Raw genomic sequence first — 24150 nt, 5'->3', positions numbered from 1 at the left:
CCTACGCGCTCGGCGACCTGATGGAGGACCGGGGGGCCGTCCGCGCCGAGCGCTGGGTCAAGGTGTCCGCCGAGGCGGGCCTCCGCGAGGCAGCCGGCCGGCTGGACCGGGGGGGCGGGGGGGGCGGCGGCGGGGGCCGCTGCCCGGGGTTCCCCCGCGCCAGGCGCCCCGCGGGGGGGGGGCCCCCCCCTATGCGGGGGGCCCCCCCGCCCGTCGTCATTGAGGTGAAGAGCGGGCCGCTGTACGGTCACCGGAGTGTCGCAACGTCAGATTTCCGACATAGCGGGCATGGTGTTTCACGTGAAACGTCGCTCCTTGCTCTCCGGAATCCTGAGTCGCGGCCGGGCTGCGACTGTTGCCGCTCCGGTTTCACGTGAAACACTGACCCCCATGCAGGACTCGGAGACCATCGACCAGATCGATGACACGCCCATCGCGCGTGCTGCCCAGGCTGCGGTCCAGGCGATCGGCCGGGCGGGTGAGGGCCTTCCCAGGCCCGCCGCGACCCGGGTGATCGTGGTCGCCAACCAGAAGGGCGGGGTCGGCAAGACGACGACCACCGTCAACATGGCCGCCTCGCTCGCGATGCACGGACTGCGCGTCCTGGTCGTCGACCTCGACCCGCAGGGGAACGCCTCCACCGCCCTCGGCATCGACCACCACGCCGAGGTGCCGTCGATCTACGACGTCCTCGTGGAGGGCAAGCCGCTCGCCGACGTGGTGCAGCCGGTGCTGGACGTCGAGGGGCTCTTCTGCGTCCCCGCCACCATCGACCTGGCCGGCGCGGAGATCGAGCTGGTGTCGCTGGTGGCCCGGGAGAGCCGCCTCCAGCGCGCCATCGCCGCCTACGAGCAGCCGCTGGACTACATCCTGATCGACTGTCCGCCCTCGCTGGGCCTGCTGACGGTCAACGCCCTGGTGGCCGGCCAGGAGGTGCTGATCCCGATCCAGTGCGAGTACTACGCGCTGGAGGGCCTCGGCCAGCTGCTGCGCAACGTCGAGCTGGTGCGCGCGCACCTCAACCCCTCGCTGCACGTCTCGACCATCCTGCTCACCATGTACGACGCCCGGACCAGGCTGGCCGCCCAGGTGGCCGACGAGGTCCGGACCCACTTCCCGCAGGAGGTGCTGAGCACGGCGATCCCGCGTTCGGTGCGCATCTCGGAGGCGCCCAGCTACGGTCAGACGGTGCTCACCTACGACCCGGGTTCCACCGGTGCGCTCTCCTACCTGGAGGCCGCCCGGGAGCTCGCGCTGCGTGCGGTGGGCCAGGCCGGGGGCTCGCTGGTGGGCCAGCAGCGCAGCGGCAGCGGTACGGGGCACGGCGCCCCGGTGGCACAGGACGGTACGACGGAGGGTCAGCAGTGAGTGGTGGTCGCAGGGGTCTGGGTAAGGGGCTCGGGGCGCTGATCGGCCCCGCGGCGCCGACGGACGGCGGGGCTGCGGGGCAGCCCGCCACGGCCGTGCCCGGGCCGGCCTCGGTGGTGGCGACCGGAGCCGTCTCGCCGACGGCCGTGCCGGTGCTGCCGGGCGGTCGCGGAACGGTGGCCGCCAGGGTGGCCGTGGAGAGCCTGCGGGAGCAGCCGGCGCCGGTGCCCGGGGCTTTCTTCGCCGAGCTGCCGATCGACGGGATCACGCCCAACCCGCGTCAGCCGCGTGATGTCTTCGACCCGGACAAGCTGGCCGAGCTGGTCGCCTCCATCAAGGAGGTGGGTCTGCTCCAGCCGGTCGTGGTGCGCCAGGTCGGGCCGGAGCGCTACGAGCTGATCATGGGCGAGCGCCGTTGGCGCGCCTCCCGGGAGGCCGGGCTGGACCGGATCCCGGCGATCGTCCGGGCCACCGAGGACGACAAGCTGCTGCTGGACGCCCTCCTGGAGAACCTGCACCGGGCGGAGCTGAACCCGCTGGAGGAGGCGGCCGCCTACGACCAGCTGCTGGGGGACTTCTCCTGCACCCATGACGAGCTCGCGGACCGGATCGGCCGCTCGCGTCCGCACGTCACCAACACGCTGCGGCTGCTGAAGCTCCCGCCCGCGGTCCAGAGCCGGGTGGCCGCCGGGGTGCTGTCGGCCGGGCACGCCAAGGCGCTGGTGAGCCTGGCGGACCCGGAGCGGCAGGAGGAGCTGGCCGCGCGGATCAACCGCGAGGGCCTCTCGGTGCGGACCACCGAGGAGATCGTCAAGCTGATGGGCCTGGAGGAGAAGCCGAAGCGCCAGGCGCCGAAGGCGGGCAAGCTGAACTCCCCGGCCTTCAACGACCTGGCGAGCCGGCTGTCGGACCGCTTCGACACCCGGGTCAAGGTCGAGGTGACGCAGCGCGGCGGAAAGCTCGGCAAGGGCAAGGTGGTGCTGGAGTTCGGTTCGGTCGAGGACCTGAACCGGATCCTGGACAGCCTGGCCCCGGGCGAGGACGGACTGCGGCTGTCGCAGGGCTGAGGCCGGTCGAAGAGGCGTGACCCGATGGGTGCATGTTCCGCGTGAGCGCTGTTTCACGTGAAACATGCACCCATCGGCGTTCGGGGGGAATGCTCGACTGTGGAGTGGACGAGGAGGTGCGGGGCATGGGACGCCGGATCGCTCCGCTGACGCTGGACAACCTCGCGGATCTGCCGACGACCTGCCGCTCCTGCGTGTTCTGGGAGCTGGACCCGGTGAGCGGGAAGGCGGCGGTGGAGTCCGGCAAGCCCGAGCTGGAGAAGGAGGGGTGGATCTCCGCGGTGCTGCTGGAGTGGGGCTCCTGCGGCCGGATCGTCTACGTGGACGACCAGCCCGCCGGGTTCGTGCTCTACGCGCCGCCGGCCTACGTGCCGCGCTCGCAGTCCTTCCCGACCAGTCCGGTGTCGCCGGACGCGGTCCAGCTGATGGTCAGCCGGGTGCTGCCGGGCTACCAGCGGCAGGGGCTGGGCCGGGTGCTCGTGCAGACGGTGGCCAAGGACCTGGTGGGGCGCGGCGTGCGCGCGATCGAGGCCTTCGGTGCGACGGGACGGGTGCCGACGAGCTGCGTGCTCCCGGCCGACCACCTGCTCGCGGTGGGCTTCAAGACGGTCCGGCCGCACGCCCGCTACCCGCGGCTGCGGCTGGAGGCGCGGACCACGCTGTCCTGGCGCGGCGATGTGGAAGTGGCGTTGGAGCGGTTGCTCGGCGGCGCCCGCAAGGAACCGGCTCTGCGGCCGTTCTGATCCGGGCCGCCGCCGGCCGGGGGCCGTGCCGGAAACGACGGAGGCGGGGCTCCCCGGTGATGGGGAGCCCCGCCTCCGCGGGGGGTCGAGGACCTAGATGTACTCGGCCAGCTCGCGCAGCAGCGCGGCCTTCGGACGGGCACCGGTGATGGACTTCACCGGCTCGCCGCCCTTGTACACGATCAGGGTCGGGATCGAGATGACGTTGTACTGGGCGGCCGTCACCTGGTTGGCATCCACGTCGAGCTTGGCGATGGTCAGCTTGTCGCCGTGCTCGGCCGCGATCTCCTCCAGGATCGGGGCGACCTGGCGGCACGGGCCGCACCAGGTGGCCCAGAAGTCGACCAGGACGGGCTTGTCGCTGTCCAGGACGTCGGCCTGGAACGTCGCGTCGGTGACGGTGGTGGTGGCGCCGGCCACGGGGACTCCTCGGGTTCGGACGGTGAGGGCTGCTGCCAGGAGAACAACGGGCGGACCCGTTCTGTTTCTGCCTGGCCGGAGCGGGGGTGTTCCACGTGGAACACCGGGTGGCACCCCCGCGGGGGGATCGGTCGGTGCGGCGGGACTCAGACCGCGACGGCGGCGGCCTTGGCCTCCAGGTCGTCCAGCGCGGCGAGGTAGCGCTCGGCGTCCAGGGCGGCCGAGCAGCCGGTGCCGGCCGCGGTGATGGCCTGGCGGTAGGTGTGGTCGACGACGTCGCCGGCGCCGAACACGCCCGGGATGTTGGTCCGGGTGGAGGGGGCCTCGACCTTGAGGTAGCCCTCGGCGTCGAGGTCCAGCTGGCCCTTGAACAGGTCGGTGCGCGGGTCGTGGCCGATCGCGATGAACAGACCGGTGACGTCCAGCTCGCGGGTCTCGCCGGTGGTGGTGTCGCGCAGGGTCACGCCGCTCAGCTTCGGGTCGCCGTGGATGGCCTCGACCGCGCTGTCCCACTCGAAGCGGATCTTCTCGTCGGCGAAGGCGCGCTCCTGCATCGCCTTGGAGGCGCGCAGGGTGTCCCGCCGGTGGATGATCGTGACGCTGCGGGCGAAGCGGGACAGGAAGGTGGCCTCCTCCAGGGCGGTGTCACCGCCGCCGACGACCGCGATGTCCTGGTCGCGGAAGAAGAAGCCGTCGCAGGTCGCGCACCAGGAGACGCCGCGGCCGGAGAGCTTGTCCTCGTTCGGCAGGTCCAGCTTGCGGTGCTGGGAGCCGGTGGTGACGATCACGGCGCGGGCCCGGTGCACGTTGCCCTCGGAGTCGGTGACGGTCTTGATGTCACCGGTGAGGTCGACCGCGACGATGTCGTCCGGGACCAGCTCGGCGCCGAAGCGCTCGGCCTGGGCGCGCATGTTGTCCATCAGCTCCGGGCCCATGATGCCGTCCCGGAAGCCCGGGAAGTTTTCGACCTCGGTGGTGTTCATCAGCGCACCACCGGCGGTGACGGCACCCTCGAAGACCAGCGGCTTCAGGGAGGCACGGGCCGTGTAGAGCGCGGCGGTGTAGCCGGCCGGGCCGGAACCGATGATGATCACGTTACGGACGTCGCTCACTGCATCTCCTGGTTAGCATCGCGACCCGCGTTTGCTGCGGGGAGGGCGGTCCTGCTCCGCCGCCCGGGACAACGACTGACCAGTGTCTCGCATTCCCAGGCGGATCAGTACCAGGTGCCCGCACTCCGGAAGCGGCGTGGCGGCCCGGGCGTCGATCGCACGGGAACCGGACGGGTTCCGGGAGGGTGCCGGAGGAGTTCCGGAAGCACCACCGGGGCCGGGCCGGTCAATGGGCGGGGACCTCGCGGTGCAGCACGACCGTGCAGGCGGTTGACTGCAGGTAGACGTCGACCTCGCCGGGCTTGCCGGGCACGGCGTAGACCAGGACCTCCACCGGGGACCCGGCGTACGTGCCGTGGTCGGTGGCCAGCGGCGTGCCCGTGGCCGCGTCCGGGGCCTGGCAGCTCCGGCCGGCTCCGGGCGCCGGCTCCGAGGTGAGCGGCTGCCGCCCTTCGGCCGGTGCCGCGGCGGAGGGCTTGGCGACGCCGTTCGGGGGCGAGCCCACGACGGCGCCCGAGCCGGCCAGGAGCTTCTGGACCTGGGCGGCGAGCTGGTCGTCGCGGTACTCGGTGCCCCCGCCCAGGGCGTGTCCGCCCTTGGAGCTGTGCCCGGCGTCGGCGGTGGCCGGCGCGGCGGCCGAGGAGGCCGACTTCTGGGAGCCGGAGTCCGCCGGGTACAGCAGTGCGCCGCCGAGGCCGATCGCGGCGAGCGCGGCGGCGGCACCGAGCAGGAGACCGGCACGCCGCCGCCGGGAGCGGGGACGGCCGGGACCGGTGGCGCCGACGGCCCGCGCGGGTGGCGCCACGGGGGCCGTGGCGGGACGGGACGGCGGGGTCGGGGCGGCGGGTCCGCGCGTGCTCCCGGGGGCCTCGTACGGCCCGTCGGAGGCGTCGCGCCGGGCGGCCTCGTCGGCGAGGGCGGCGTCCAGCCGGGCCGCGACGTTGGCCGGCATCGGCGGGGCCTCGACCCCGCCCAGCAGCGCCCGGACCTCGCCGAGCGCATCAACGGTCTCGCGGCACTCGGCGCAGCCGGCCAGGTGCCGGTGCAGGGCCTCGACGGCGGCGGCGTCCTCGATCAGCTCCTCGGCGAGGTCGGCGAGCTCGTCGACGGAGGGGTGGGACCCGGAGGAGTCGGTGGGGTCGGACGGGTCGGGGGAGGAGAAGGGGACCGTCATCGCGTGCTCGCGTCTCCTTCCAGAATCGTCCGGCCGTTGTCGGGGCCTGTTCCTGTGACGGTGCGGGCGCCACTTGGGTTCCCCGGCGCCTTCTTCGGCGCGTTCCCCGGCGCGTTCCGCCGTGGTGGTGCGGCGCCCGGGGCGGACGCCGTTTCACGTGGAACATCGCCTCCGCCGCCCTCGCGGAGGTGGCGGACCAGCGGCAGCAGGCGGGCCCGGCCCCGGGCGCAGCGGCTCTTCACCGTGCCGACCGGCACGCCCAGCAGCTCGGCGGCCTCGGCGACCGGGTAGCCCTGCATGTCGACCAGGACCAGGGCGGCCCGCTGGTCGGCGGGCAGTTCGGCGAGCGCCGCGGTCACCTCGCGGTGCACCTCGGCCCGGACGACGGGGGAGTCGGCGGGCTCGGCGGCGCCGACCAGGGTGTCCAGCCGCTGCGGGTCGTCGTCCAACGGGCTGGTGCGGCGGGTGGCGCTGCGGCGGGCGCGGTCCAGGCAGGCGTTGACCACGATCCGGTGCAGCCAGGTGGTGACGGCGGAGCGGCCCTGGAAGCCGGGTGCGGCGCGGAAGGCGGAGACCAGGGCGTCCTGGAGCGCGTCGGCCGCCTCCTCCCGGTCGCCCAGCGTGCGCAGGGCGACCGCCCAGAGCCGGTCGCGGTGGCGGTTCACCAGCTGCCCGAAGGCGTCCGGGTCGCCGGCGACGTGCCGCGCGAGCAGCGTCGCGTCGTCGTCCGCCACTGTCACCTGCCCTTGCCGTCGGTGTGCGCGGTCGTCCGGTCAGCCGAAGACCTTGACCTCGTTGACCTGCCCACGGTACCTGCCGCTGTCATTCGGATCCTTGGGCAGACTGGTCAGCCAGATCAAGAGGTAGCGCGTGGTCGTCGGGCTGGTGAGGGTGAAGTCGACGGTGGAGCCGCTCTGCTTGTCCAGCACCGTGTAGGCCTCGGGCTGGGCCGAGGCCGGGTTGGCGGAGGCCTGGGCGTTCGGCACCCGCAGCTCGGCCGTGTGGAGGCCGCCGAACTGGACGTTCACCGAGCTGACCGACTGCGGCGAACCGAGGTCGATGAGCAGGCCGGTGCCGTCCTTGAGCGGGGGCTTGGGGCCGAACGGGTCGACGTAGCTCTTGGTCACCCAGGAGGTGTTCGGGTCGCCGTCGAAGACCTTCGGGAGCAGGTAGGTGGACTCCGGGGAGTCGCCCCTCGGGTTGTACGAGATCGCGTCCTTGACGGGGATCGGGACCGGCGTGTGCGTGGCCGCGTGCGCGCTCGGTGCGGCGGTGCTGACCGACGGCTGCGGGGCGGCGATGGCCGAGCCGTTGTTGCGCAGGTGGTCGACGGCCTGCCAGGAGGCGACGCCGATGGCGCCCAGGGCGACCGTCCAGGCCGTCGCCTTGACCACCCGGCGCAGCCGGCGCCGGGTGCGCCGGACGGCGGACGGACGGGGACGGGCCTGCGGCGGCAGCGGCGGCACGACGGGACCGTCGATGACCCGGGTCGGGTTGGGCGCGGTCGGCAGGGCGTGGGTGTTGTGCCGGGGCGGCGGGGTGAAGACGGGCAGCTCGGGCTCGGGCTGGCGGATGCGGGGCATCAGCGCGATCGCCTTGGCCAGCTCCTCCGGCGTGGTGATCGGCTGGGCGTGGTGCGGCGGGTGGTCGAACAGGGCGCGCGCGGCGAGCTCGGACAGGCCCTTGTGGACGCCGGCCCTGACCTGGTCGGGGGCGGCGTTCTGGAGGCCCTTCGGCAGGCCCTGGAGGTCGTAGCGGTCCTCCGGGTAGGGCCAGCGGTGGGTGAGCGCGGCGAACAGCAGCGCGCCGATGGCACGGGTGTCGGCGCGCTCGGCGTCGTCGGTGTCGCCCTCGGCGGGCAGCCCGCGCAGGGCGGCGTCCACCGCGATGCCGTTGATCCGGTACTGGCCGCTGTCGGTGCGCAGCACGCAGCGGGGGGTGAGCCGCAGGTGGGCCTGGCCGCGCCGGTGGGCGGCGGCGACCGCGTCGGTGACCTGGCGGACCATCTGGTACGCCTCGTGCGGTTCCATCGGGCCGCCGGCGAGCAGCTTGGCGAGGTCGGAGGCGTGCGGCAGCCACTCCCGCACGACGTAGACCAGCTCGCCCTCCTGGACGGCGTCCAGGACCTGGACGAAGCGCGGGTCGCCGAGCAGAGCGGCGGACTTGGCGGCGGCGAGCACCTTGCGGGCGCGCTGGTGGCCGGAGGCCATCAGGTGGACGCCGACCGCCCGGCGCAGCTTCTCGTCGACGGCGCGCCAGCTGCTGAAGGTCTCGGTGTGGGAGATGCACTCCTCCAGCCGGTACCGGTGGCCGATCTTGTCGCCGCTGTGCCGCATCGGGGCGGGGAGGGTGCGGGGGAGGGTGGAGGTGTCGCGCGGGTCGAGGGTGGGCTGCGGGTCGGTGGGTGCGCGGCGGGGGGTGCCGTCGGCCGCCTGCGGGGCCCCGGCCGACTTCTTCGCCTTGCCGCCGGCGGCGAGTTCGGCGGCGATCTCGTCGACCGAGAGCGGCGCGGTGATCTCCGAGGTCTCCTCACCGAGCGAGGTCTCCTCACCGACCGACTCCTCCTCGCCGATCGACGCCTCCTCACCGACCGGGGCGTCCTCGTCGACCGAGGTGCCGTCGGCGGGAGAGCCGGAGCCGGCGGTGGCCGCCGGGCCGTCCGGGGCGCAGGTGCCGGAGGAGGGGACGTCGTCGCCCGGGGCGGTCTTCGCGCCCGCGAGCTCGTCGATCGCCGCGGCCAGTGCGGCGTCGTCCGCCGCCGCGTCAGCTGCTGACGTGTCGACGACCGCCTTGGTGCCATCAGCCACCGTGGTCCTGCCTCCCCTTGTGTCGCCCCGGCTGAGAGAGTCGCTGGAGCCCGCGGGTTGGCGGCCCTGTGCTCCAGGACAATTGTGCCCACTCTTCTCCACCGGGTACGACCGCTGAGGGGGCCGCTCGGTTGCCTGGAGGTGGAGAGATGTGGTGCAGAACCGACACCGGGCCGCCACCAGCGGGGCCGGGCGGTCCCGGTGCGGGTGGCGGCCCGGTGCCGGGCCGGACCGGCCCGTGAGCCGATCCTCACGGTTGACGCCCGCTCAGGGCGTCGGCCGGTCCGGCCGGTTGGTGCGTCGGGTCAGCGGCCGAGCCGGCCGCGCACCATGCCGAGCATGGCGTTGAGCTCCTCGATCCGGAGCCTTTTCGCGATGAGCACGAACACGGCCAGCTGGAGGCCGCCCGCCACGACGACCGAGGCGACGCTGCCCGGCCAGCCGCCGAGCGCGCGCTGGACCGCCAGGCTGACGCCGAGCCCGACCAGGGCGGCCGGGACGCACGCGGCGGCCAGGCGGCTGTAGGTTCGGCCGATGCTCTTGGTGTCCAGCCCGCCGATCTTCTTCTTCAGCTTCGGCGCCGCGACCGTCACCCCGACGGCGTAGGCGAGGCCGTAGCCGAAGGCCATGCCGGTCACCGTCCACTGCGGCGGCAGGGCGAACCAGCAGACCAGCGAGAAGCCGGCCTGGCAGGCCGCCACCCAGACGGTGTTGGAGAACGGCGTCCGGGTGTCCTCGTAGGCGTAGAAGCCGCGCAGCATGACGTACTGCGCCGAGTACGGGATCAGGCCGAGCGCGAAGGCGGACAGCATCAGGCCGACGTTGGTCGCGTTGTCCAGGGAGGCGGTGCCGCCGCCGACCGCGTAGATCGAGCGGCCGATCGCCGGGCCGAGGGCCAGGAACAGGAACGCGGCCGGGACGACCGCCACCGCCGTGGTGCGCAGCCCGTACGAGAGGTCGTCGCGGACGGCGCCGGCGTCGTCGTCGGCCGCCGCCCGGGAGAGCCGGGGGAGCACCGCGCTCATCATCGAGACGGTGATGACGGCCTGCGGCAGCTGCCAGATCAGCAGCGCGTTGGAGAACGCGGCGAGGCCGACGCCGCCGTGGCCGCCGTGCTCGGCGGCACTGCCGGCCGCGGTGGCCAGCTGGGTGATGACGAGGTAGCCGGCCTGGTTGGCGAGGACGAAGAAGAACGTCCACTTGGCGAGGCGGGCGGCCTTGCCGAGGCCGTGGCCGCGCCAGTCGAAGCGCGGACGGAAGTGGAAGTCGGCCGCCCGCAGGTACGGGATCATCGCCAGCGACTGGACGACCAGGCCGATCAGCGTGCCGAGGCCGAGCAGCCGCACGCCCTCGGGGGTGATGTTCTCCGGCGTCACCTGGGTGGAGTTGAAGCCCCCGTAGACCCAGATGTAGGCGGCGAAGGTGAAGATCACCACGATGTTGTTGAGGACCGGGGTCCACATCATCGCGCCGAACCGGCCGCGGGCGTTGAGGATCTGGCCCATCACCACGTGGATGCCCATGAAGAAGATGGTGGGCAGGCAGTACCGGGCCAGTGCGACGGTGGTCTCGGCGCGGGCCGCGTTCTCCATCATCGGGTGCGCGATCAGCTGCACCAGGACGGGCGCCCCGAGCACGGCGAGGAACACCACGCCGCCGAGGCCGACCATCACCAGGGTGAGCAGCCGGCTGGCGTAGGCGGTGCCGCCGTCCTCGTCGTTCTTCATGCTGCGGACCAGCTGCGGCACGAAGACGGCGTTCAGCGCGCCGCCGCCGATCAGGATGTACAGCAGGGTCGGCAGGGTGTTCGCCGCGTTGTAGGAGTCGCCCATGACGGCGATGCCGATCGCGCCCGCGATCACCATCGTGCGCAGGAAGCCGGTGCCGCGGGAGACCAGCGTGCCGGCCGCCATGATCGCGCTGGAGTTCAGCAGGCTCGCGACCTTGCCGCCGCCGGCCGCCGGCGCGGACTCCGCGGGCGGCGCCTGCACGGCGTGCTCCTCGGCGGCGAGGTCCTCCAGCGGCTCGACCGCGGGCGGCAGCGCCACCGCGGCCACCTGCATGGTGGCCTCCTCCTCCGAGAGCGGCGGGTCGAACTCGATCGGGGGCACGAACGGGCGCGGCCCGTCGCCGCGGCCCTCCTGCGCCGGGTACCCGCCCACGGGCGGGAACGGTGCGGGGCCGGACGGCACGGGGGCGACCGGCGGCACGGGCGCGGGCCGGGGCGCCTGCGGCGGGGCCGCGTCCTCCGCCCGGCCACTGCCGAACAGCGCGTCCACGCCGACGTACTCGGTGGTCTCGGAGTCCCACCGGGAGTGCGCGGGGCCGGGCTCCCACTGCTGCTGCGGCTGCTCCGCGCCACCCCACTGACCGCCGGCCGCCTGGGCCTCGCCGCCGGGCTCCCGCCAGCCGACCGGGGTGTCCCAGCCGGGCTGCACCGGCGGGACCGGCGGCGCGAACGGCGTCGGCGGGACCGGCGCGGGGTAGCCGCCGGCCTGCGGCGGCAGCTGCGGCGGCACGTCGTACGCGGCGGCCTGCGGCTGCGGTGCGGCGGGCCCGGCGGCCCGGAGGCCGTACGGGTCCTGGCCGTCCTGCGGGGCCCGGTACGCGTCGGCGGCGTACGGGTCCTGGGCGTAGGTGTCGGCCACGTACCAGTCGCCGGACGGCGACTCGGCACCCGGCCGGTTCTCACCGCGGCCCGGCGGCCGCTCCTCGCTGCGCCCGGTCATGTCACCTCTTCGCGTTCGTGGGGGAGGCCGGCCCGGTCGGGTGCGGGGTCGGCGGTATCAAGGACCAACCTTCTCATCACTGGAGGTCCGATCCCGGCCATCGGCGCTGCTGCCGCGCGGTGTCTGCGCGGGATCGTCACCGGCGGGGCCGTCCTCGACGGCGTGGTCCCCGGGGCCCCCGTGGTCCGCGTCGCCGGCGTCGTCCGCGTCGTCGGTGTCCTCGGGCTCCCCGCCCGGGCCGGCCGTCCCGGCGTCGCCGATCGGCTGGTCGCCGTCCTCGTGCGGCTGCCCGGCCCGCCGCTTGCGCTGGCGGAAGAACCGCAGGGCGGCCAGCAGGAGCAGCAGCACCCCGCCCGCGAAGACGTACAGCACGCCGTTGGTCACCGAGGTGACCTCCACCTGGAAGTTCTGCGCCTGGCCGTACGGGCGCGGGTTGGGTCCGGTGGTGAAGAGCTGGGCGGTCATCTGGACCGGGCCGTTGTTGCGGGCCTGGGCCTGGAACCGCACGGTGACGCCCTGCGCGGCCGGGATGACCAGGTCCTCCTGCGGGGCGACCCACAGCCGGTTCTGCTGGTGCGAGACGAGGTGCAGGCTCAGGTTGGTGACCGTCTGGGTGAGGTCGTTGCGGACGCTGACCTGGAGCTGGCCGGTGTTCCCGGCGAGCGTGACGACCGTCTTCTTGGGCACCTGCACCGCGCCGGTCAGCTCGCCGAGGTACTTCTTCACGCCTTCGCGGTACGCGTCTCCCCCGGGCGCGTCGGAGCGCCACTCGGTGGACAGCGAACGGACCATGGCCGCGCTGAACGGGCCGCGCACGCGCTGCGGCAGGGTGAGCACCTGCATCAGGGTGTCGAGGTCGTACTGGACGCTGTCGGTGTTGCTGAGGTCGGTGGCCGACAGCTCGGTGGCGCGGGCCTTGGCCGGGTAGTCGGCGGCGGCCGGGACGGCGGTGGCGGCGCCGGGGTCGGGCGCGGCCTGCGCCACGGTGTCCAGCTTGACCGGCTCGACCCACTTGCCGCCCGCCGCCGTCTGGAGGGCGCCCGCCAGCACCTTGGCGGTGCTCACGGTGAGGTCGCGCGGCGGCAGGACCAGCAGGCCGCGCTGGTTCTGCGGCTGCTCGTGGGTGATCGCGTAGGTCTCGGCGAGGAAGCGCTGGGTCGCCAGGGTCTGCGCCTGCGGAGTGCTCAGGTCGCCGTCGAACAGGGCGGAGACGGTCTCGTCCGCCACGACGGCGTTCTGCCCGTTGCCGATCGGGCGCACCGCGGTCGGCGTGTGGTTGAGCGCGTCCGGCTCCGGCATGCTCGCGCCGTTCACCAGCAGCAGGTCGCTGCCCGCCTGCTTGGCGACGCCGGCGATCTGCTGGTCCAGGTAGCCCTGGTAGGGCCAGGCGACGTCGGAGCGGGTGTCCACGGACAGCCGGCCCTCGACGGTCAGCCGGCCCGCGGTGGCGGCCTTGTTCAGGGCGGTGCCCATGCCGCCCAGGTCGGCGCCGTTGTGGGCGATCGAGGCGACGTCCGGGTCGGCGTACGGCAGCGCCACGACCTGGTTGCCGGGCTTGGCGACGGCGGCCCGCAGCTTGTCCAGCCAGGCCGTCGCGGCCGCCTGCCCGGTGCCGTTGACGACGTTGTCGTCCTTGGCCGGCTTGCCGTTCTTCTCGGTGCCCGGCTTCTGGACCTTGTACCCCTTGGTCATCGCGAACGCGGTGTCCAGCAGGTCCGGGTCGATCGTCCAGGTCAGGCCGGTCAGCTTCGAGCCGGTGTCCACCAGCTCGTACAGCCGGCCGCCCGGGGCGAACTCGGTCGCCAGGCTGTCGTCGCGCAGCACCGAGAGCGTCTGCTCGCCCTCGGCGACGGTCTGCGCGGCCAGCTCCGGCCCGTGCACCAGCGGCCAGACCGTGGCGACCCTGGTCGGCTGGGCGTCGGCGTTCGAGCTGTACGTCAGGAAGGTGCGGGCGATGCCCAGCGCCCGCTCGTGCTGGTTGTCCGCGGTCGAGCCCCAGGCGTCCACCGCGAGCTCGTAGACGCCGTCGCCGTTCAGCGAGAGGTCGTTGACCGCGACACCGAGGGTGTAGGCCTGGCTCTGGCCGGGGGCGAGCTCGGGCAGCGCGTACTGCGGGCTGTCCAGCTCTATGCCGTCCGCGCCGAGCGGGGCGGTGCGGGCGACCACGTTCTGCAGCTCGCTGCGCCGCTGCAGCGGCTTGCCCAGCGACGGCTTGCGGACGGCCGCGTGGGCGCCCTTGAGGACCGACTTGCCGCCGTTGGTCACGTGCCCGGTGATCGTCACCGTGCCGTTCGGGCTGGCCACCTGCGGGGCCACCGTGTCGATCGTCATGATCACCGGGGACTCGGCCGAGACCGACCCGTCCGTGGCCGGCACGTTGCCGCCGGCCGGCAGTGCGCCGGCCGGGGCGGCCGCGACCACCGCCAGCGCGGCTCCCAGGGCGGCCGCGAGCCGCCGGGCCGTGCGGCGGCCGGGGCGCCGCCCGTCGGCGGGGTCCCCGGGCCGTCCAGGCCGTCCGTACGCCCCCAGGCCCGAGTGCCGTGCCGGCTCACTCACTCGTTTCGCCCTCGCCGTTCTCGCTCGCTGCTGCTGTCGGTGTTCGCTTGACGCTGTTCGCCGCTCGGTGCCGCGACCGCCGCCGCGGGCCGAGAGGATCAGCCGTGCGAAGCAGCCGGGTGGGACGGCCGTGAAGAGTGCGGCCTCCGGTCGCCCGGCCGGCCGTGGTGGCACGCGGCACCGCAATCCCCTGTCCGGTGCCCGAGAACTCGTTCACCGGCATGGTAACGATGCGGCACCGGGTGCGGTGTTGCGGGTCTTGGGGTGAGACGCCGAAAACGCGCGGGCGGTTGACCTGCGCGGGCACGTACCCTTGTGAGCCGTGTCCACTGCCAATGAGCCCACCGCCCTCACCCATCCTTCCAGCACCGCCACCCAGGCCGTACCAGGCCTGAGCGAGGCCCAGACCCTGGGCCTCCAAGAGCTGCTGCGGGTGTCGCCGGTCGCCGACGAGATCGCCCGCCGCTTCCAGGCGGCCGGGCACCGGCTGGCGCTGGTCGGCGGCTCCGTGCGGGACGCGCTCCTGGGCCGGCTCGGCAACGACCTGGACTTCACCACCGACGCCCGCCCCCAGCAGGTCCTCAAGCTCGTCAAGGGCTGGGCGGACGCGGTCTGGGACGTCGGCATCGCCTTCGGCACGGTCGGCGCCCGCAAGGACACCCCGCAGGGCTCGTTCCTGATCGAGATCACCACCTACCGGTCCGAGGCCTACGACCGCACCTCCCGCAAGCCCGAGGTCACCTACGGCGACACCATCGAGCAGGACCTGGTCCGCCGCGACTTCACCGTCAACGCGATGGCCGTCGACCTGCCCGGGCGCGGCTTCGTCGACCCGCACCACGGCCTGGACGACCTGGAGGCCCGGGTGCTGCGCACCCCCGCCACCCCCGAGGAGTCCTTCTCCGACGACCCGCTGCGGATGATGCGCGCCGCCCGCTTCGCCGCCCAGCTCGACTTCGACCCGGCCCCCGAGGTCGTCGCCGCGATGACGGCGATGGCCGAGCGGATCACCATCGTCTCGGCCGAGCGGGTCCAGGCCGAGCTCAACAAGCTGCTGCTGGCCGCCCACCCGGTGAAGGGCCTGCGCCTGCTGGTCGACACCGGCCTGGCCGGGCACGTCCTGCCCGAGCTGCCCGCGCTGCGCCTGGAGCGCGACGAGCACCACCGGCACAAGGACGTCTACGAGCACTCGCTGACCGTCCTGGAGCAGGCCGTCGACCTGGAGCAGGACGGCCCCGACCTGACCCTGCGGCTGGCCGCGCTGCTGCACGACATCGGCAAGCCGCGCACCCGCCGCTTCGAGTCGGACGGCCGGGTCTCCTTCCACCACCACGAGGTGGTCGGCGCCAAGATGACCCGCAAGCGGATGCGCGATCTCAAGTACTCCAAGGAGCTCACCGAGGACGTCTCGCGCCTGGTCGAGCTGCACCTGCGCTTCCACGGCTACGGCGGCGGCGAGTGGACCGACTCCGCGGTGCGCCGCTACGTCGCCGACGCCGGGCCGCTGCTGGAGCGCCTGCACAAGCTGACCCGCTCCGACTGCACCACCCGCAACCGCAAGAAGGCGGCGACGCTGTCGCGCACCTACGACGGCCTGGAGCAGCGGATCGGCGAGCTGAAGGCCCGGGAGGAGCTGGACGCCATCCGCCCGGCGCTCGACGGCAACCAGATCATGGAGCTGCTCGGCCTGCGGCCGGGCCCGCAGGTCGGCAAGGCTTACCAGCACATGCTCGAACTGCGGCTGGAGCACGGCCCGATGGAGCACGACGAGGCGGTGGCCGCCCTCCGCGCCTGGTGGGCGGAGCAGCCGCAGGGCTGAGCGAACGCGCGGAGGGGCGGTCCCTGGGTGCCGGGACCGCCCCTCACGCGTGCCCGGTCAGGTGTGGATCGACTGCAGGCACAGGACGTAGCTCAGCGCCGGCATCCCGGTGCTCGTGCGGACGTAGTTGCTGTCGGACTTCGGCTGGGCCGCGCAGACCTTCTCGTCCGAGGTCGCCAGGTACTTCCAGAGCACCTTGTACTGGGCGCGCTGGTCGGTGCACGGCAGCATGGTGATCCGGGGGGTCGGATCGTACGTCGCCCCGGTGCCGTTCTCGTTGCGCAGGCAGTCGCCGGCCTTGGCGGAGTCGATGCTCGCCGGCGCCGGGACCGGGGCCTGCGGCTTGCCGGAGGTGTCCGGCGGCAGCGAGAAGGTCGGCGCGGGGATCGGCGGCATGCTGAAGCTCGGCATCGGCGGCACCGACACGGTGGGCATGACGATCGGGTGGGGCACGTACGGGTCGTTCTTGGGGGCGAACGCGCCCGCGGCGATCAGCGCGATCACCGTGATGATCCAGCCGACCGGGAGCAGCAGCATGAACACGTGCGGGCGCTTGGACAGCGGGACGCCCGGGTCGAGCTGCGGGCCGTGGGTGCCGGGGGCGGGCGGCGGCAGCTGCTTGAGCTTGTTGTGCGGGCCCAGGTTCAGCAGCAGCGTGATGATCGTCATCGGCGCGCCGAGGTAGCTCCACCAGCCCTGGACCAGGGTCTTCGCGGACATGTCGCGCACGGTGGCATCGCCGCAGACGCGGCAGAACGGCCCTCGCAGCTTCAGGAACCGCATGATCACGATGATGCCCTGGTGGCCGCGGACGGTGGCCTCCACGGCGGGGAAGCCGCCGCAGAAGCGGCAGACCGGGCCCTGCGGGACGGCGCCGCCCGGGTAGCCGTAGCCGTACGCCGACGGGTCGGGCGTGGGCGCGGCGGGCGGGTAGCCGTAGTTCATCGGCGGCGGGGGCGGGACGGGCTGGCCGTACGGGTTGCCGCCGGCGTACGGGTTGGCGTCGTTCGGCGGCGGGGCGCCGTAGGGCATCTGGGGAGGCGGAACGGACAAGGGGTCCCCCGGGGAAACGGTGACGGACAAGTCGGACGGGCCGGACGGGAAGCCCGGCCGGAGGTCAGGAGGCGCCGACCGGTGCGGTGCCGGCGGGCTTCAGCGGGCCGAGGCAGAGCACGTAGCGCTTCTTGTTCCAGCGGCGGCCGCTCTTGCCGGAGACGGCGCTGGTGGACTGCGGCGTCTGCCGGCAGCGGTTGGTGTCGGTGGTGTCCTCGAACTTCGACAGGACTCGGTAATTCGCCTTGCTGTCGGTGCACTTGACGATCTCGACGTCGCGGGTGCCGCTCACCCGGACGCAGTCGCCCGGCTTGGCACTGCTGACGCTCGGGCCGCTGAAGAGGTAGCCGCCGCCCACCACGGCGGCGGCGATCAGCACGCCGACGGCCTTCAGCTTCGAGCGGGTGGTGCGCTTGCCGCCCGGCGCACCGGCGGCCGGGGCGGGCTGCGGGTAGCCGTACGGCCCGGCGGGCGGGTACGGCTGCGCCGGCTGCGGGGGCCCGCCGTACGGCTGCTGCGGAGCCCCGTACGCGGGCGGCGGCGGCCCGTACCCCGGCGGGCCGGGCTGGGCGGGCACCTGCGGGGGCGGCGGACCGTACGGCTGTGCCCCGTACCCCGGCGGCGGACCGTACTGCGCGGCCGGCGGGGGCGGCCCGTACTGGGGTGGAGGCCCGTACGGGCCGGGCGGTGTGCTCATCAGGTAGTCCCCCGTGACCGAGTGCTGTCGCTCCGACAGGTCTGACGTACCTTAGCGACCCTCTCCGACGCCCCCGGTTTCGAGCCCCTGCGGAACCTCAGGAGGCCTGGTCACCGGGCAGCGGCCCGTTCCGCCGGGCCGCGCGGAAGTACAGCAGCGCCGACAGCGCGTACACCGCGGCCACCCCGACGACCACCACGACCGACCGCCCGGACAGCGGCAGCACCAGCGCGGTGACGACCGCGGCGGCCACGAAGGCGACGTTGAACAGCACGTCGTAGATGGCGAACACCCGGCCGCGGTAGTCGTCCTCGACGGACTCCTGGACCACGGTGTCCGCGCAGATCTTGGTGCCCTGGGTGACCACCCCGAGCAGCAGCGCGGCCACCAGGCACGGCACCAGCGAGAAGCTCAGCCCGAGCGCCGGGACGAACACCACCGGCGCGACCAGGCAGGCCGTCATCCAGCCGGCCAGGCCGAGCCGGCGGGAGCACCACGGGCTGACCACCGCGGCGATGAAGAACCCGGCGGCGGACAGGCCGACCGCCTGGCCGAGGGTGACCAGCCCGGCCGCGCTGTCCGCCGGGTCGTTGAAGGTGTACCGGGCGAGCATCACCACGACGACGATCAGCACGCCGTAGCAGAACCGGGCCGCGGTGACGGCGGCCAGCGCGTGCACGGCGGGCCGGCAGTCGCGCACCAGGTGGCGGACGGCGGCGCCGAGCTCGACCGCGGCCCGCAGGAGGGCCTGGCCGAGCGCCGGGCGCCCGGGGTGGCGCTCGGGGCCGAGCAGGTCGCGGTCCATCCGGCGGGCGGCCAGCGCGGCCGACAGGTAGAGCAGTGCGGCCACCGTGACGAGCGCGGCGTCGGCCTTCGGCCCGGGCGTCATCACCTGGTGCAGGAGGAAGCCGATGCCCCCGCCGAGGGCGGCGGCGACGGTGCCGAGGGTGGGGGAGAGCGCGTTGGCGGTGACCAGCTGGTCCTGCCGCACCACCCGGGGCAGGGCCGCGGAGAGGCCCGCCAGGATGAACCGGTTGAGCGCCGTGACCAGCAGGGCCGAGGCGAAGAAGAGCCAGGTCGGCGCCTCGGCCAGGAGCAGTGCCCCGGTCACCAGGCCGAGCCCGAAGCGGGCCAGGTTGCCGACGTAGAGCACCTGGCGGCGGCGCCAGCGGTCCAGCAGGACGCCGGCGAACGGGCCGATCACCGAGAACGGCAGCAGCATCACGGCCAGCACCGAGGCGATGTCGGCGGGGGAGGACTGCTTCTCCGGGGAGAACACGACGTAGGCGGCCAGCGAGACCTGGAAGACGCCGTCCGAGAGCTGGGAGAGCACCCGGGCGGTCAGCAGTCTGCGGAAGTCCCGGCCCCGGAGCAGCTGGAGGAGCGTGGCGCGCTGCGCGGACTGGTGGGTGCTGCCGTTCTCGGTGATCGCCACCCGCCCAGGGTGCCACGGAACCGGTCGCCGTTTCACGTGAAACATTCGCCGGGAAAAGGTGAAGGGCCCACGATCCCGCGATCGTGGGCCCTTCCGAGGAGCTATGAGCGGTTATGAACCGTCAGTGCTCGGCGCTCAGTGCTCAGCACCCGGTGCTCAGCGCTCAGTGCTCGACAGTCGCGAACCTCGCTGCGCTCAGCGCTCGGTGCTCGACAGTCGCGAACCTCGCTGCGCTCAGCGCTCGACCTCGCCGCGGATGAACTTCTCGACGTTCTCCTTGGCCTCGTCGTCGAAGTACTGCACCGGCGGCGACTTCATGAAGTACGAGGAGGCGGACAGGATCGGGCCGCCGATGCCGCGGTCCTTGGCGATCTTGGCGGCGCGGACGGCGTCGATGATGACACCGGCGGAGTTCGGGGAGTCCCAGACCTCGAGCTTGTACTCCAGGTTCAGCGGGACGTCGCCGAACGCGCGGCCCTCAAGGCGGACGTACGCCCACTTGCGGTCGTCCAGCCAGGCCACGTAGTCCGAGGGACCGATGTGGACGTTCTTGGCGCCCAGCTCGCGGTCGCGGATCTGCGAGGTGACGGCCTGGGTCTTGGAGATCTTCTTCGACTCCAGGCGCTCGCGCTCCAGCATGTTCTTGAAGTCCATGTTGCCGCCGACGTTCAGCTGCATGGTGCGCTCGAGGATGACACCGCGGTCCTCGAACAGCTTCGCCATCACGCGGTGCGTGATGGTGGCGCCGACCTGGGACTTGATGTCGTCACCGACGATCGGCACGCCGGCCTCGGTGAACTTGTCCGCCCACTCCTTGGTGCCCGCGATGAACACCGGCAGGGCGTTCACGAAGGCGACCTTGGCGTCGATGGCGCACTGGGCGTAGAACTTCGCCGCCTGCTCGGAACCGACGGGCAGGTAGCAGACCAGGACGTCGACCTGCTGGTCCTTGAGGACCTGGACGACGTCGACCGGGGTCTCGTCGGACTCCTCGATGGTCTCCAGGTAGTACTTGCCCAGGCCGTCGAGGGTGTGGCCGCGCTGCACGGTGACGCCGGTCGGCGGCACGTCGCAGATCTTGATGGTGTTGTTCTCGCTGCTGCCGATGGCGTCGGCCAGGTCGAAGCCGACCTTCTTGGCGTCGACGTCGAACGCGGCGACGAACTCCACGTCACGGACGTGGTAGTCGCCGAACTGGACGTGCATCAGCCCGGGGACCTTGCCGGCCGGGTCGGCGTCCTTGTAGTACTCGACACCCTGCACCAGCGACGCGGCGCAGTTGCCCACGCCCACGATGGCTACGCGAACCGAACCCATTCCGGTTGCTCCCTGTGATCTCATGAGGGCCGCCGGGGTCGGCGGCACTCGTCCTGCTTCTTCGAATGACTGCTTGTACGGGCGCGAGGCGCCCACTCCTGCCGCGCGGCTGACGCGGGCTCAGCGCTCCTGGGCGGAGCGCCCCGGGCGGTCGTACGGTGGCCCGGACGGGTCGGGGGACCCGGTCTCCTGGCCACGGCCGTCCGAAGTCTTGGGGTGTCCGGCGGCGGGGCTGCCGCCGGTGGCGGGCCCGGTCCGGCCGGTGCGGTTGGCCCGCTCGGTCTCGATCAGCTCGTTGAGCCACCGGACCTCGCGCTCCACCGACTCCAGTCCGTGCCGCTGCAGCTCGATGGTGTAGTCGTCGAACCGCTCGCGGGCCCGGGCCAGCGAGTTGCGCATCCGCTCCAGGCGCTCTTCCAGCCGGCTGCGGCGGCCCTCCAGGACGCGCATCCGCACGGCCCGGTCGGTCTGGCCGAAGAACGCGAAGTGGACGCCGAAGTGCTCGTCCTCCCAGGCGTCGGGGCCGGAGTCGGCGAGCAGCTCCTCGAAGCGCTGCTTGCCCTCGGGGGAGAGCCGGTAGACGGTCTTGGACCGCTTGCCGTTGAGCGCCGTGGCCGGGACGTACTCGACGTCCGGGTTGTCCTCGACCAGGAAACCCTGGGCGACCAGGCTCTTCAGGCAGGGGTAGAGCGTTCCGTAGGAGAGGGCCCGGAAGGTTCCGAGCAGGATGTTGAGCCGCTTGCGCAGCTCGTAGCCGTGCATCGGGGCGTCGTGGAGCAGGCCGAGGACGGCGAACTCCAGCACTCCTGAGCGCCTGCCCATGCCGTCGTCCTCCTTCCCCTCGACCGGTGTCCGGCCGCCGTCTCCGGCGGTATGCCGCTTCGATGTATCGGCTCGATATATCGAGAACAGTAAACCTGGCCCTCCGAACGGGCAAGGGGGGCACGCGTGAATGTGATCACAAGCCGACGCGCGGGGATGGTTGGCAACGGCCGTGTAATGATCTGTTGCCCTTTTGCGGTATTTGGCGACTGATGCCCGATTAGGTGCATTTCAGGTCTGCGTACGCTGTCGCGTGTGCACGAGGACCACCTCCGGGGTTAGGGCGGTTGGCGGGCATCGAACGTGAACCCTGCCTTCAGGCTGGAACCGCCTGGCGAGGAGTGGCTGGAACATGAGCGAACGACGGCGGAGGACGCCGGGCCCGGGTGACGAGGGCCAACGGCCCCCGGGTGACGGAGCCCGCCGGGGCGGGCCAGGGCCGGACGAACTGAGCTCGCAGGGGCTGGGCCGGCGCCGCCCCCCGGGCGTCCGGGACACCGCTCAGCAGCCTCGGATGACCAGGGCGGAGATGCGCAAGGCCGGCCAGAAGAAGGGCAAGGGCGGCCGGGGCGCCGCTGCCGCGGCCGCCGCCGCGGCGGCCGGACCCGGCAAGAAGCGGTTCATCGACTACCCGCGGTTCGGCAAGACCGGCGTCCGGCGCTGGCTGCCGTCCTGGAAGCAGTGGCTGAGCGGCTTCCTGCTCGTCTTCGGCTGCTTCGTGGGCCTGGTGTTCTACCTGTACCAGACCACCGAGGTCCCGAAGCTGAACGACCTGGTGAAGGACCAGAACACCATCTACTACTGGGCCGACGGCTCGGAGATGGTGCGCAAGGGCGAGACGAACCGTCAGATCGTCGAGCTCAAGGACATCAGTCCCACCCTGCAGAACGCCGTCATCGCCGCGGAGAACCAGGACTTCCGCAACGACAGCGGCATCGACCCGAAGGGCATGCTCCGCGCCGTCTACAACATGGCGAAGGGCGGCGAGACCCAGGGCGCCTCGACGATCACCCAGCAGTACGTGAAGAACGCCTACCTGAGCCAGGAGCAGACCCTCAGCCGCAAGCTGAAGGAGTTCTTCATCACGCTGAAGCTCAACCAGCAGATCGGGAAGGACGAGATCCTGACCGGCTACCTGAACACCAGCTGGTTCGGCCGCGGCGCGAACGGTGCCCAGGCCGCCGCCCAGGCGTACTACGGAGTGGACGCCAAGGACCTCAACCTCTGCCAGAGCGCCATGCTGGCGGGCCTGCTCAAGGGCGCGGCGTACTACGACCCCACCGTCCCGGCCAACAAGGAACGGGCCGAGGGGCGGTGGTCGTGGATCCTCGACAACATGGTGAAGATCAAGGCCGTCACCCCGGAGGAACGTGCCAAGTGCACGGCCTTCCCGGACCCGCTCCCGCGCAAGACCTCCTCGAACATGAACGGCGAGATCAGCTACCTGGTCGACACCGCCAACCGGTACGTCACCAGCAAGGACCCCTCGATCACCCAGCAGGTGATCGACAAGGGCGGCCTGAAGATCTACACGACGTTCGAGAAGGACAAGGTCGACGCCCTGAAGAAGGCCGTCGACGACGTCAAGGCCGCGACGCTCGACCCGCAGAAGCGTCCCGACAACGACAAGTTCATCCAGTTCGGCTCCGCCAGCATCCGGCCCGGTGACGGCGCGATCGCCGCGCTCTACGGCGGCGACGGCGTGGAGAACGGCCACTTCGACAACAACGCCGAGGCCACCGGCGTCCAGGTCGGCTCGACCTTCAAGCCCTTCGTGCTGTCCACCGCGATGCAGGTCGGCGTCCAGACCGCGAAGGACGACAGCGGCAAGCCGAAGCGGATCAACGCCGACAGCCGCTACCTCGCCGACGACCTGTCCGAGATCCGCAAGCCGGACGGCTCGCTGGTGATCGGCGACGACGGCAAGCCCTACCGGCAGAAGAACGAGGACTCCAGCAAGCACGGCTACGTCTCGCTGCGGCAGGCCATGCAGTTCTCGTACAACGTGCCGTTCGTCCAGCTGAACCAGGACGTCGGCGGCCAGAACGTGGCCGACATGGCCGTGCAGATGGGCATCAAGAAGGAGAGCCTGGCCGACCCGAAGACCCCGACCTTCCCGCTCGGCACCTCGACCATCAGCCCGATCCGGATGGCCACCGCCTACGGGACGCTCGCCGCCAGCGGCAAGGAGGCCGAGCCCTACTCGGTCACCAAGGTCGAGGTGAACGGCGTGGAGCGGACCGGCTTCACCAAGCCCCAGCTCAAGCAGGCGCTGGAGGCGCCCGTCGCCGACAACGTCACCGACGTGCTGGTCAACGTGGCGAAGAACGGTACCGGTACGAAGAGCAAGGACCTGGGCCGCCCGGTCGCGGGCAAGACCGGTACCACCGACCAGAACAAGTCGGCCTGGTGGGTCGGCTACACCCCGCAGCTGGTCACCAGCGTCGCGATGTGGCGCGAGGACCCGAACAACCACGTGCGGCTCTCGCTCAACGGCACCGGCGGCAAGGAGTCGATCCACGGTGGTGACATCCCGACCGACATCTTCACCCGGTACATGAAGGTCGCGCTGGCGAACGAGAAGAAGCTGGACTTCCCGGCGCCGACCGCGATCGGCAGCGAGGTCGACTCCTCGGGCGCCCCGGTCTCGCCGACCGCCACGCCCACGCCGACCATGACCGACACCCCGTCGGCGCCGGCCACCCAGCCGCCGACCGGCAACCAGCCCCCGTCGAACGGCGGCCAGCCGCAGCCCCCGCAGCCCACCCAGGGCGGCGGCTGCGTCCCGGGCGTCGACTGCCCCGGCCCGCAGCCGAGTCAGCCGCCCAAGACCCACCCCGGTCCTTCGAGCACCTGTCTGCTGGGCCTGTGCCCGACGCAGCAGCCCTCGTCGACGCCGACGGACAGCACCCCGCCGCCGACCAAGCCGGGCAAGCCCACCCCGTCGGGCTCGTCCGCGGGCGGCACCCAGGGCGGTTAGCCGGCGCCGGCCGGACAGCGGTGAAACGGCGGTGGCGGCCCTCCACGGAGG

Annotated in this window: 17 protein-coding genes; 5 read left to right on the top strand and 12 right to left on the bottom strand. The window is 72.6% G+C overall.

Annotated features, from left to right (window positions below):
• Positions 1-417 precede the first annotated feature (417 nt).
• The 3 genes from ACFXDE_RS40585 to ACFXDE_RS40575 all read left to right on the top strand — a co-directional run bounded on the left by ACFXDE_RS40585 (position 418) and on the right by ACFXDE_RS40575 (position 3178).
• Complete coding sequence (locus tag ACFXDE_RS40585) at positions 418-1368, top strand: ParA family protein (protein ID WP_380499273.1); 951 nt, start codon at positions 418-420, stop codon at positions 1366-1368.
• A complete protein-coding gene (locus ACFXDE_RS40580) occupies positions 1365-2435 on the top strand; it encodes a ParB/RepB/Spo0J family partition protein (RefSeq protein WP_380441735.1) in 1071 nt (356 codons plus the stop codon). The genes ACFXDE_RS40585 and ACFXDE_RS40580 overlap by 4 nt, the downstream gene beginning before the upstream one ends.
• A gap of 125 nt (positions 2436-2560) precedes the next feature.
• The gene (locus ACFXDE_RS40575; protein ID WP_380441733.1) at positions 2561-3178 is read left to right on the top strand and encodes a GNAT family N-acetyltransferase; all 618 of its coding nucleotides are present in this window, start codon (positions 2561-2563) and stop codon (positions 3176-3178) included.
• Between the two features lie 93 nt (positions 3179-3271).
• Here the strand turns inward: ACFXDE_RS40575 and trxA are convergent, their stop codons facing one another.
• The 7 genes from trxA to ACFXDE_RS40540 all read right to left on the bottom strand — a co-directional run bounded on the left by trxA (position 3272) and on the right by ACFXDE_RS40540 (position 13976).
• Positions 3272-3598 (bottom strand): thioredoxin, encoded by a 327-nt coding sequence (gene trxA, locus ACFXDE_RS40570; RefSeq protein ID WP_380441731.1) that lies wholly within the window; start codon positions 3596-3598, stop codon positions 3272-3274.
• A gap of 146 nt (positions 3599-3744) precedes the next feature.
• Positions 3745-4710 carry a thioredoxin-disulfide reductase gene (gene trxB, locus ACFXDE_RS40565; protein WP_380441729.1) on the bottom strand — a complete coding sequence of 322 codons (966 nt, stop codon included), beginning with the start codon at positions 4708-4710 and terminating at the stop codon, positions 3745-3747.
• A gap of 226 nt (positions 4711-4936) precedes the next feature.
• Positions 4937-5884 (bottom strand): hypothetical protein, encoded by a 948-nt coding sequence (locus ACFXDE_RS40560; protein ID WP_380499271.1) that lies wholly within the window; start codon positions 5882-5884, stop codon positions 4937-4939.
• On the bottom strand, positions 5881-6624 hold the full coding sequence (sigM, locus tag ACFXDE_RS40555) for an RNA polymerase sigma factor SigM (protein WP_380441725.1): 744 nt from the start codon (positions 6622-6624) through the stop codon (positions 5881-5883). The genes ACFXDE_RS40560 and sigM overlap by 4 nt, the downstream gene beginning before the upstream one ends.
• Positions 6625-6657: 33 nt before the next feature.
• A complete protein-coding gene (locus tag ACFXDE_RS40550) occupies positions 6658-8691 on the bottom strand; it encodes a serine/threonine protein kinase (protein WP_380499270.1) in 2034 nt (677 codons plus the stop codon).
• 305 nt (positions 8692-8996) lie between these two features.
• Positions 8997-11420 (bottom strand): murein biosynthesis integral membrane protein MurJ, encoded by a 2424-nt coding sequence (gene murJ / locus ACFXDE_RS40545; RefSeq protein WP_380499269.1) that lies wholly within the window; start codon positions 11418-11420, stop codon positions 8997-8999.
• Between the two features lie 57 nt (positions 11421-11477).
• Positions 11478-13976: a DUF6049 family protein gene (locus tag ACFXDE_RS40540; RefSeq protein ID WP_380499268.1), complete on the bottom strand. Its 2499-nt coding sequence runs from the start codon at positions 13974-13976 to the stop codon at positions 11478-11480.
• 391 nt (positions 13977-14367) lie between these two features.
• On the opposite strand from ACFXDE_RS40540, the gene ACFXDE_RS40535 reads away from it, so the two are divergent.
• Positions 14368-15795: a CCA tRNA nucleotidyltransferase gene (locus ACFXDE_RS40535; protein WP_380499272.1), complete on the top strand. Its 1428-nt coding sequence runs from the start codon at positions 14368-14370 to the stop codon at positions 15793-15795.
• 57 nt (positions 15796-15852) lie between these two features.
• Here the strand turns inward: ACFXDE_RS40535 and ACFXDE_RS40530 are convergent, their stop codons facing one another.
• The 5 genes from ACFXDE_RS40530 to ACFXDE_RS40510 all read right to left on the bottom strand — a co-directional run bounded on the left by ACFXDE_RS40530 (position 15853) and on the right by ACFXDE_RS40510 (position 21119).
• Positions 15853-16827, bottom strand: coding sequence for a hypothetical protein (locus tag ACFXDE_RS40530; protein ID WP_380499267.1), 975 nt, complete (start codon positions 16825-16827; stop codon positions 15853-15855).
• A gap of 85 nt (positions 16828-16912) precedes the next feature.
• On the bottom strand, positions 16913-17545 hold the full coding sequence (locus ACFXDE_RS40525; protein WP_380499266.1) for a hypothetical protein: 633 nt from the start codon (positions 17543-17545) through the stop codon (positions 16913-16915).
• 97 nt (positions 17546-17642) lie between these two features.
• Positions 17643-18980 (bottom strand): MFS transporter, encoded by a 1338-nt coding sequence (locus tag ACFXDE_RS40520; protein ID WP_380499265.1) that lies wholly within the window; start codon positions 18978-18980, stop codon positions 17643-17645.
• A gap of 234 nt (positions 18981-19214) precedes the next feature.
• Entirely contained in the window at positions 19215-20297 is a 1083-nt protein-coding gene (locus ACFXDE_RS40515; protein ID WP_380499264.1) for an inositol-3-phosphate synthase, read from the bottom strand.
• A 120-nt stretch (positions 20298-20417) separates the two neighbouring features.
• Positions 20418-21119, bottom strand: coding sequence for a PadR family transcriptional regulator (locus ACFXDE_RS40510; RefSeq protein WP_380441713.1), 702 nt, complete (start codon positions 21117-21119; stop codon positions 20418-20420).
• A 514-nt stretch (positions 21120-21633) separates the two neighbouring features.
• On the opposite strand from ACFXDE_RS40510, the gene ACFXDE_RS40505 reads away from it, so the two are divergent.
• Complete coding sequence (locus tag ACFXDE_RS40505; RefSeq protein WP_380441711.1) at positions 21634-24099, top strand: transglycosylase domain-containing protein; 2466 nt, start codon at positions 21634-21636, stop codon at positions 24097-24099.
• The last annotated feature ends 51 nt before the right edge of the window (positions 24100-24150 follow it).

The sequence above is a fragment of the Kitasatospora sp. NPDC059408 genome, from assembly GCF_042751525.1.
Classification (GTDB): domain Bacteria; phylum Actinomycetota; class Actinomycetes; order Streptomycetales; family Streptomycetaceae; genus Kitasatospora.
Note: the sequence above shows the minus strand (reverse complement) of the source record. Positions and strands in the feature narration are given on the sequence as shown.

Bases quoted from the DNA above. Each gene is read 5' to 3' on its own strand.
- ACFXDE_RS40575 (WP_380441733.1), top strand. From the start codon at position 2,561: ATGGGACGCCGGATCGCTCCGCTGACGCTGGACAACCTCGCGGATCTG.
- ACFXDE_RS40560 (WP_380499271.1), bottom strand. From the start codon at position 5,884: ATGACGGTCCCCTTCTCCTCCCCCGACCCGTCCGACCCCACCGACTCC.
- murJ (WP_380499269.1), bottom strand. From the start codon at position 11,420: ATGACCGGGCGCAGCGAGGAGCGGCCGCCGGGCCGCGGTGAGAACCGG.
- ACFXDE_RS40530 (WP_380499267.1), bottom strand. From the start codon at position 16,827: ATGCCCTACGGCGCCCCGCCGCCGAACGACGCCAACCCGTACGCCGGC.
- ACFXDE_RS40525 (WP_380499266.1), bottom strand. From the start codon at position 17,545: ATGAGCACACCGCCCGGCCCGTACGGGCCTCCACCCCAGTACGGGCCG.
- ACFXDE_RS40515 (WP_380499264.1), bottom strand. From the start codon at position 20,297: ATGGGTTCGGTTCGCGTAGCCATCGTGGGCGTGGGCAACTGCGCCGCG.
- ACFXDE_RS40510 (WP_380441713.1), bottom strand. From the start codon at position 21,119: ATGGGCAGGCGCTCAGGAGTGCTGGAGTTCGCCGTCCTCGGCCTGCTC.
- ACFXDE_RS40505 (WP_380441711.1), top strand. From the start codon at position 21,634: ATGACCAGGGCGGAGATGCGCAAGGCCGGCCAGAAGAAGGGCAAGGGC.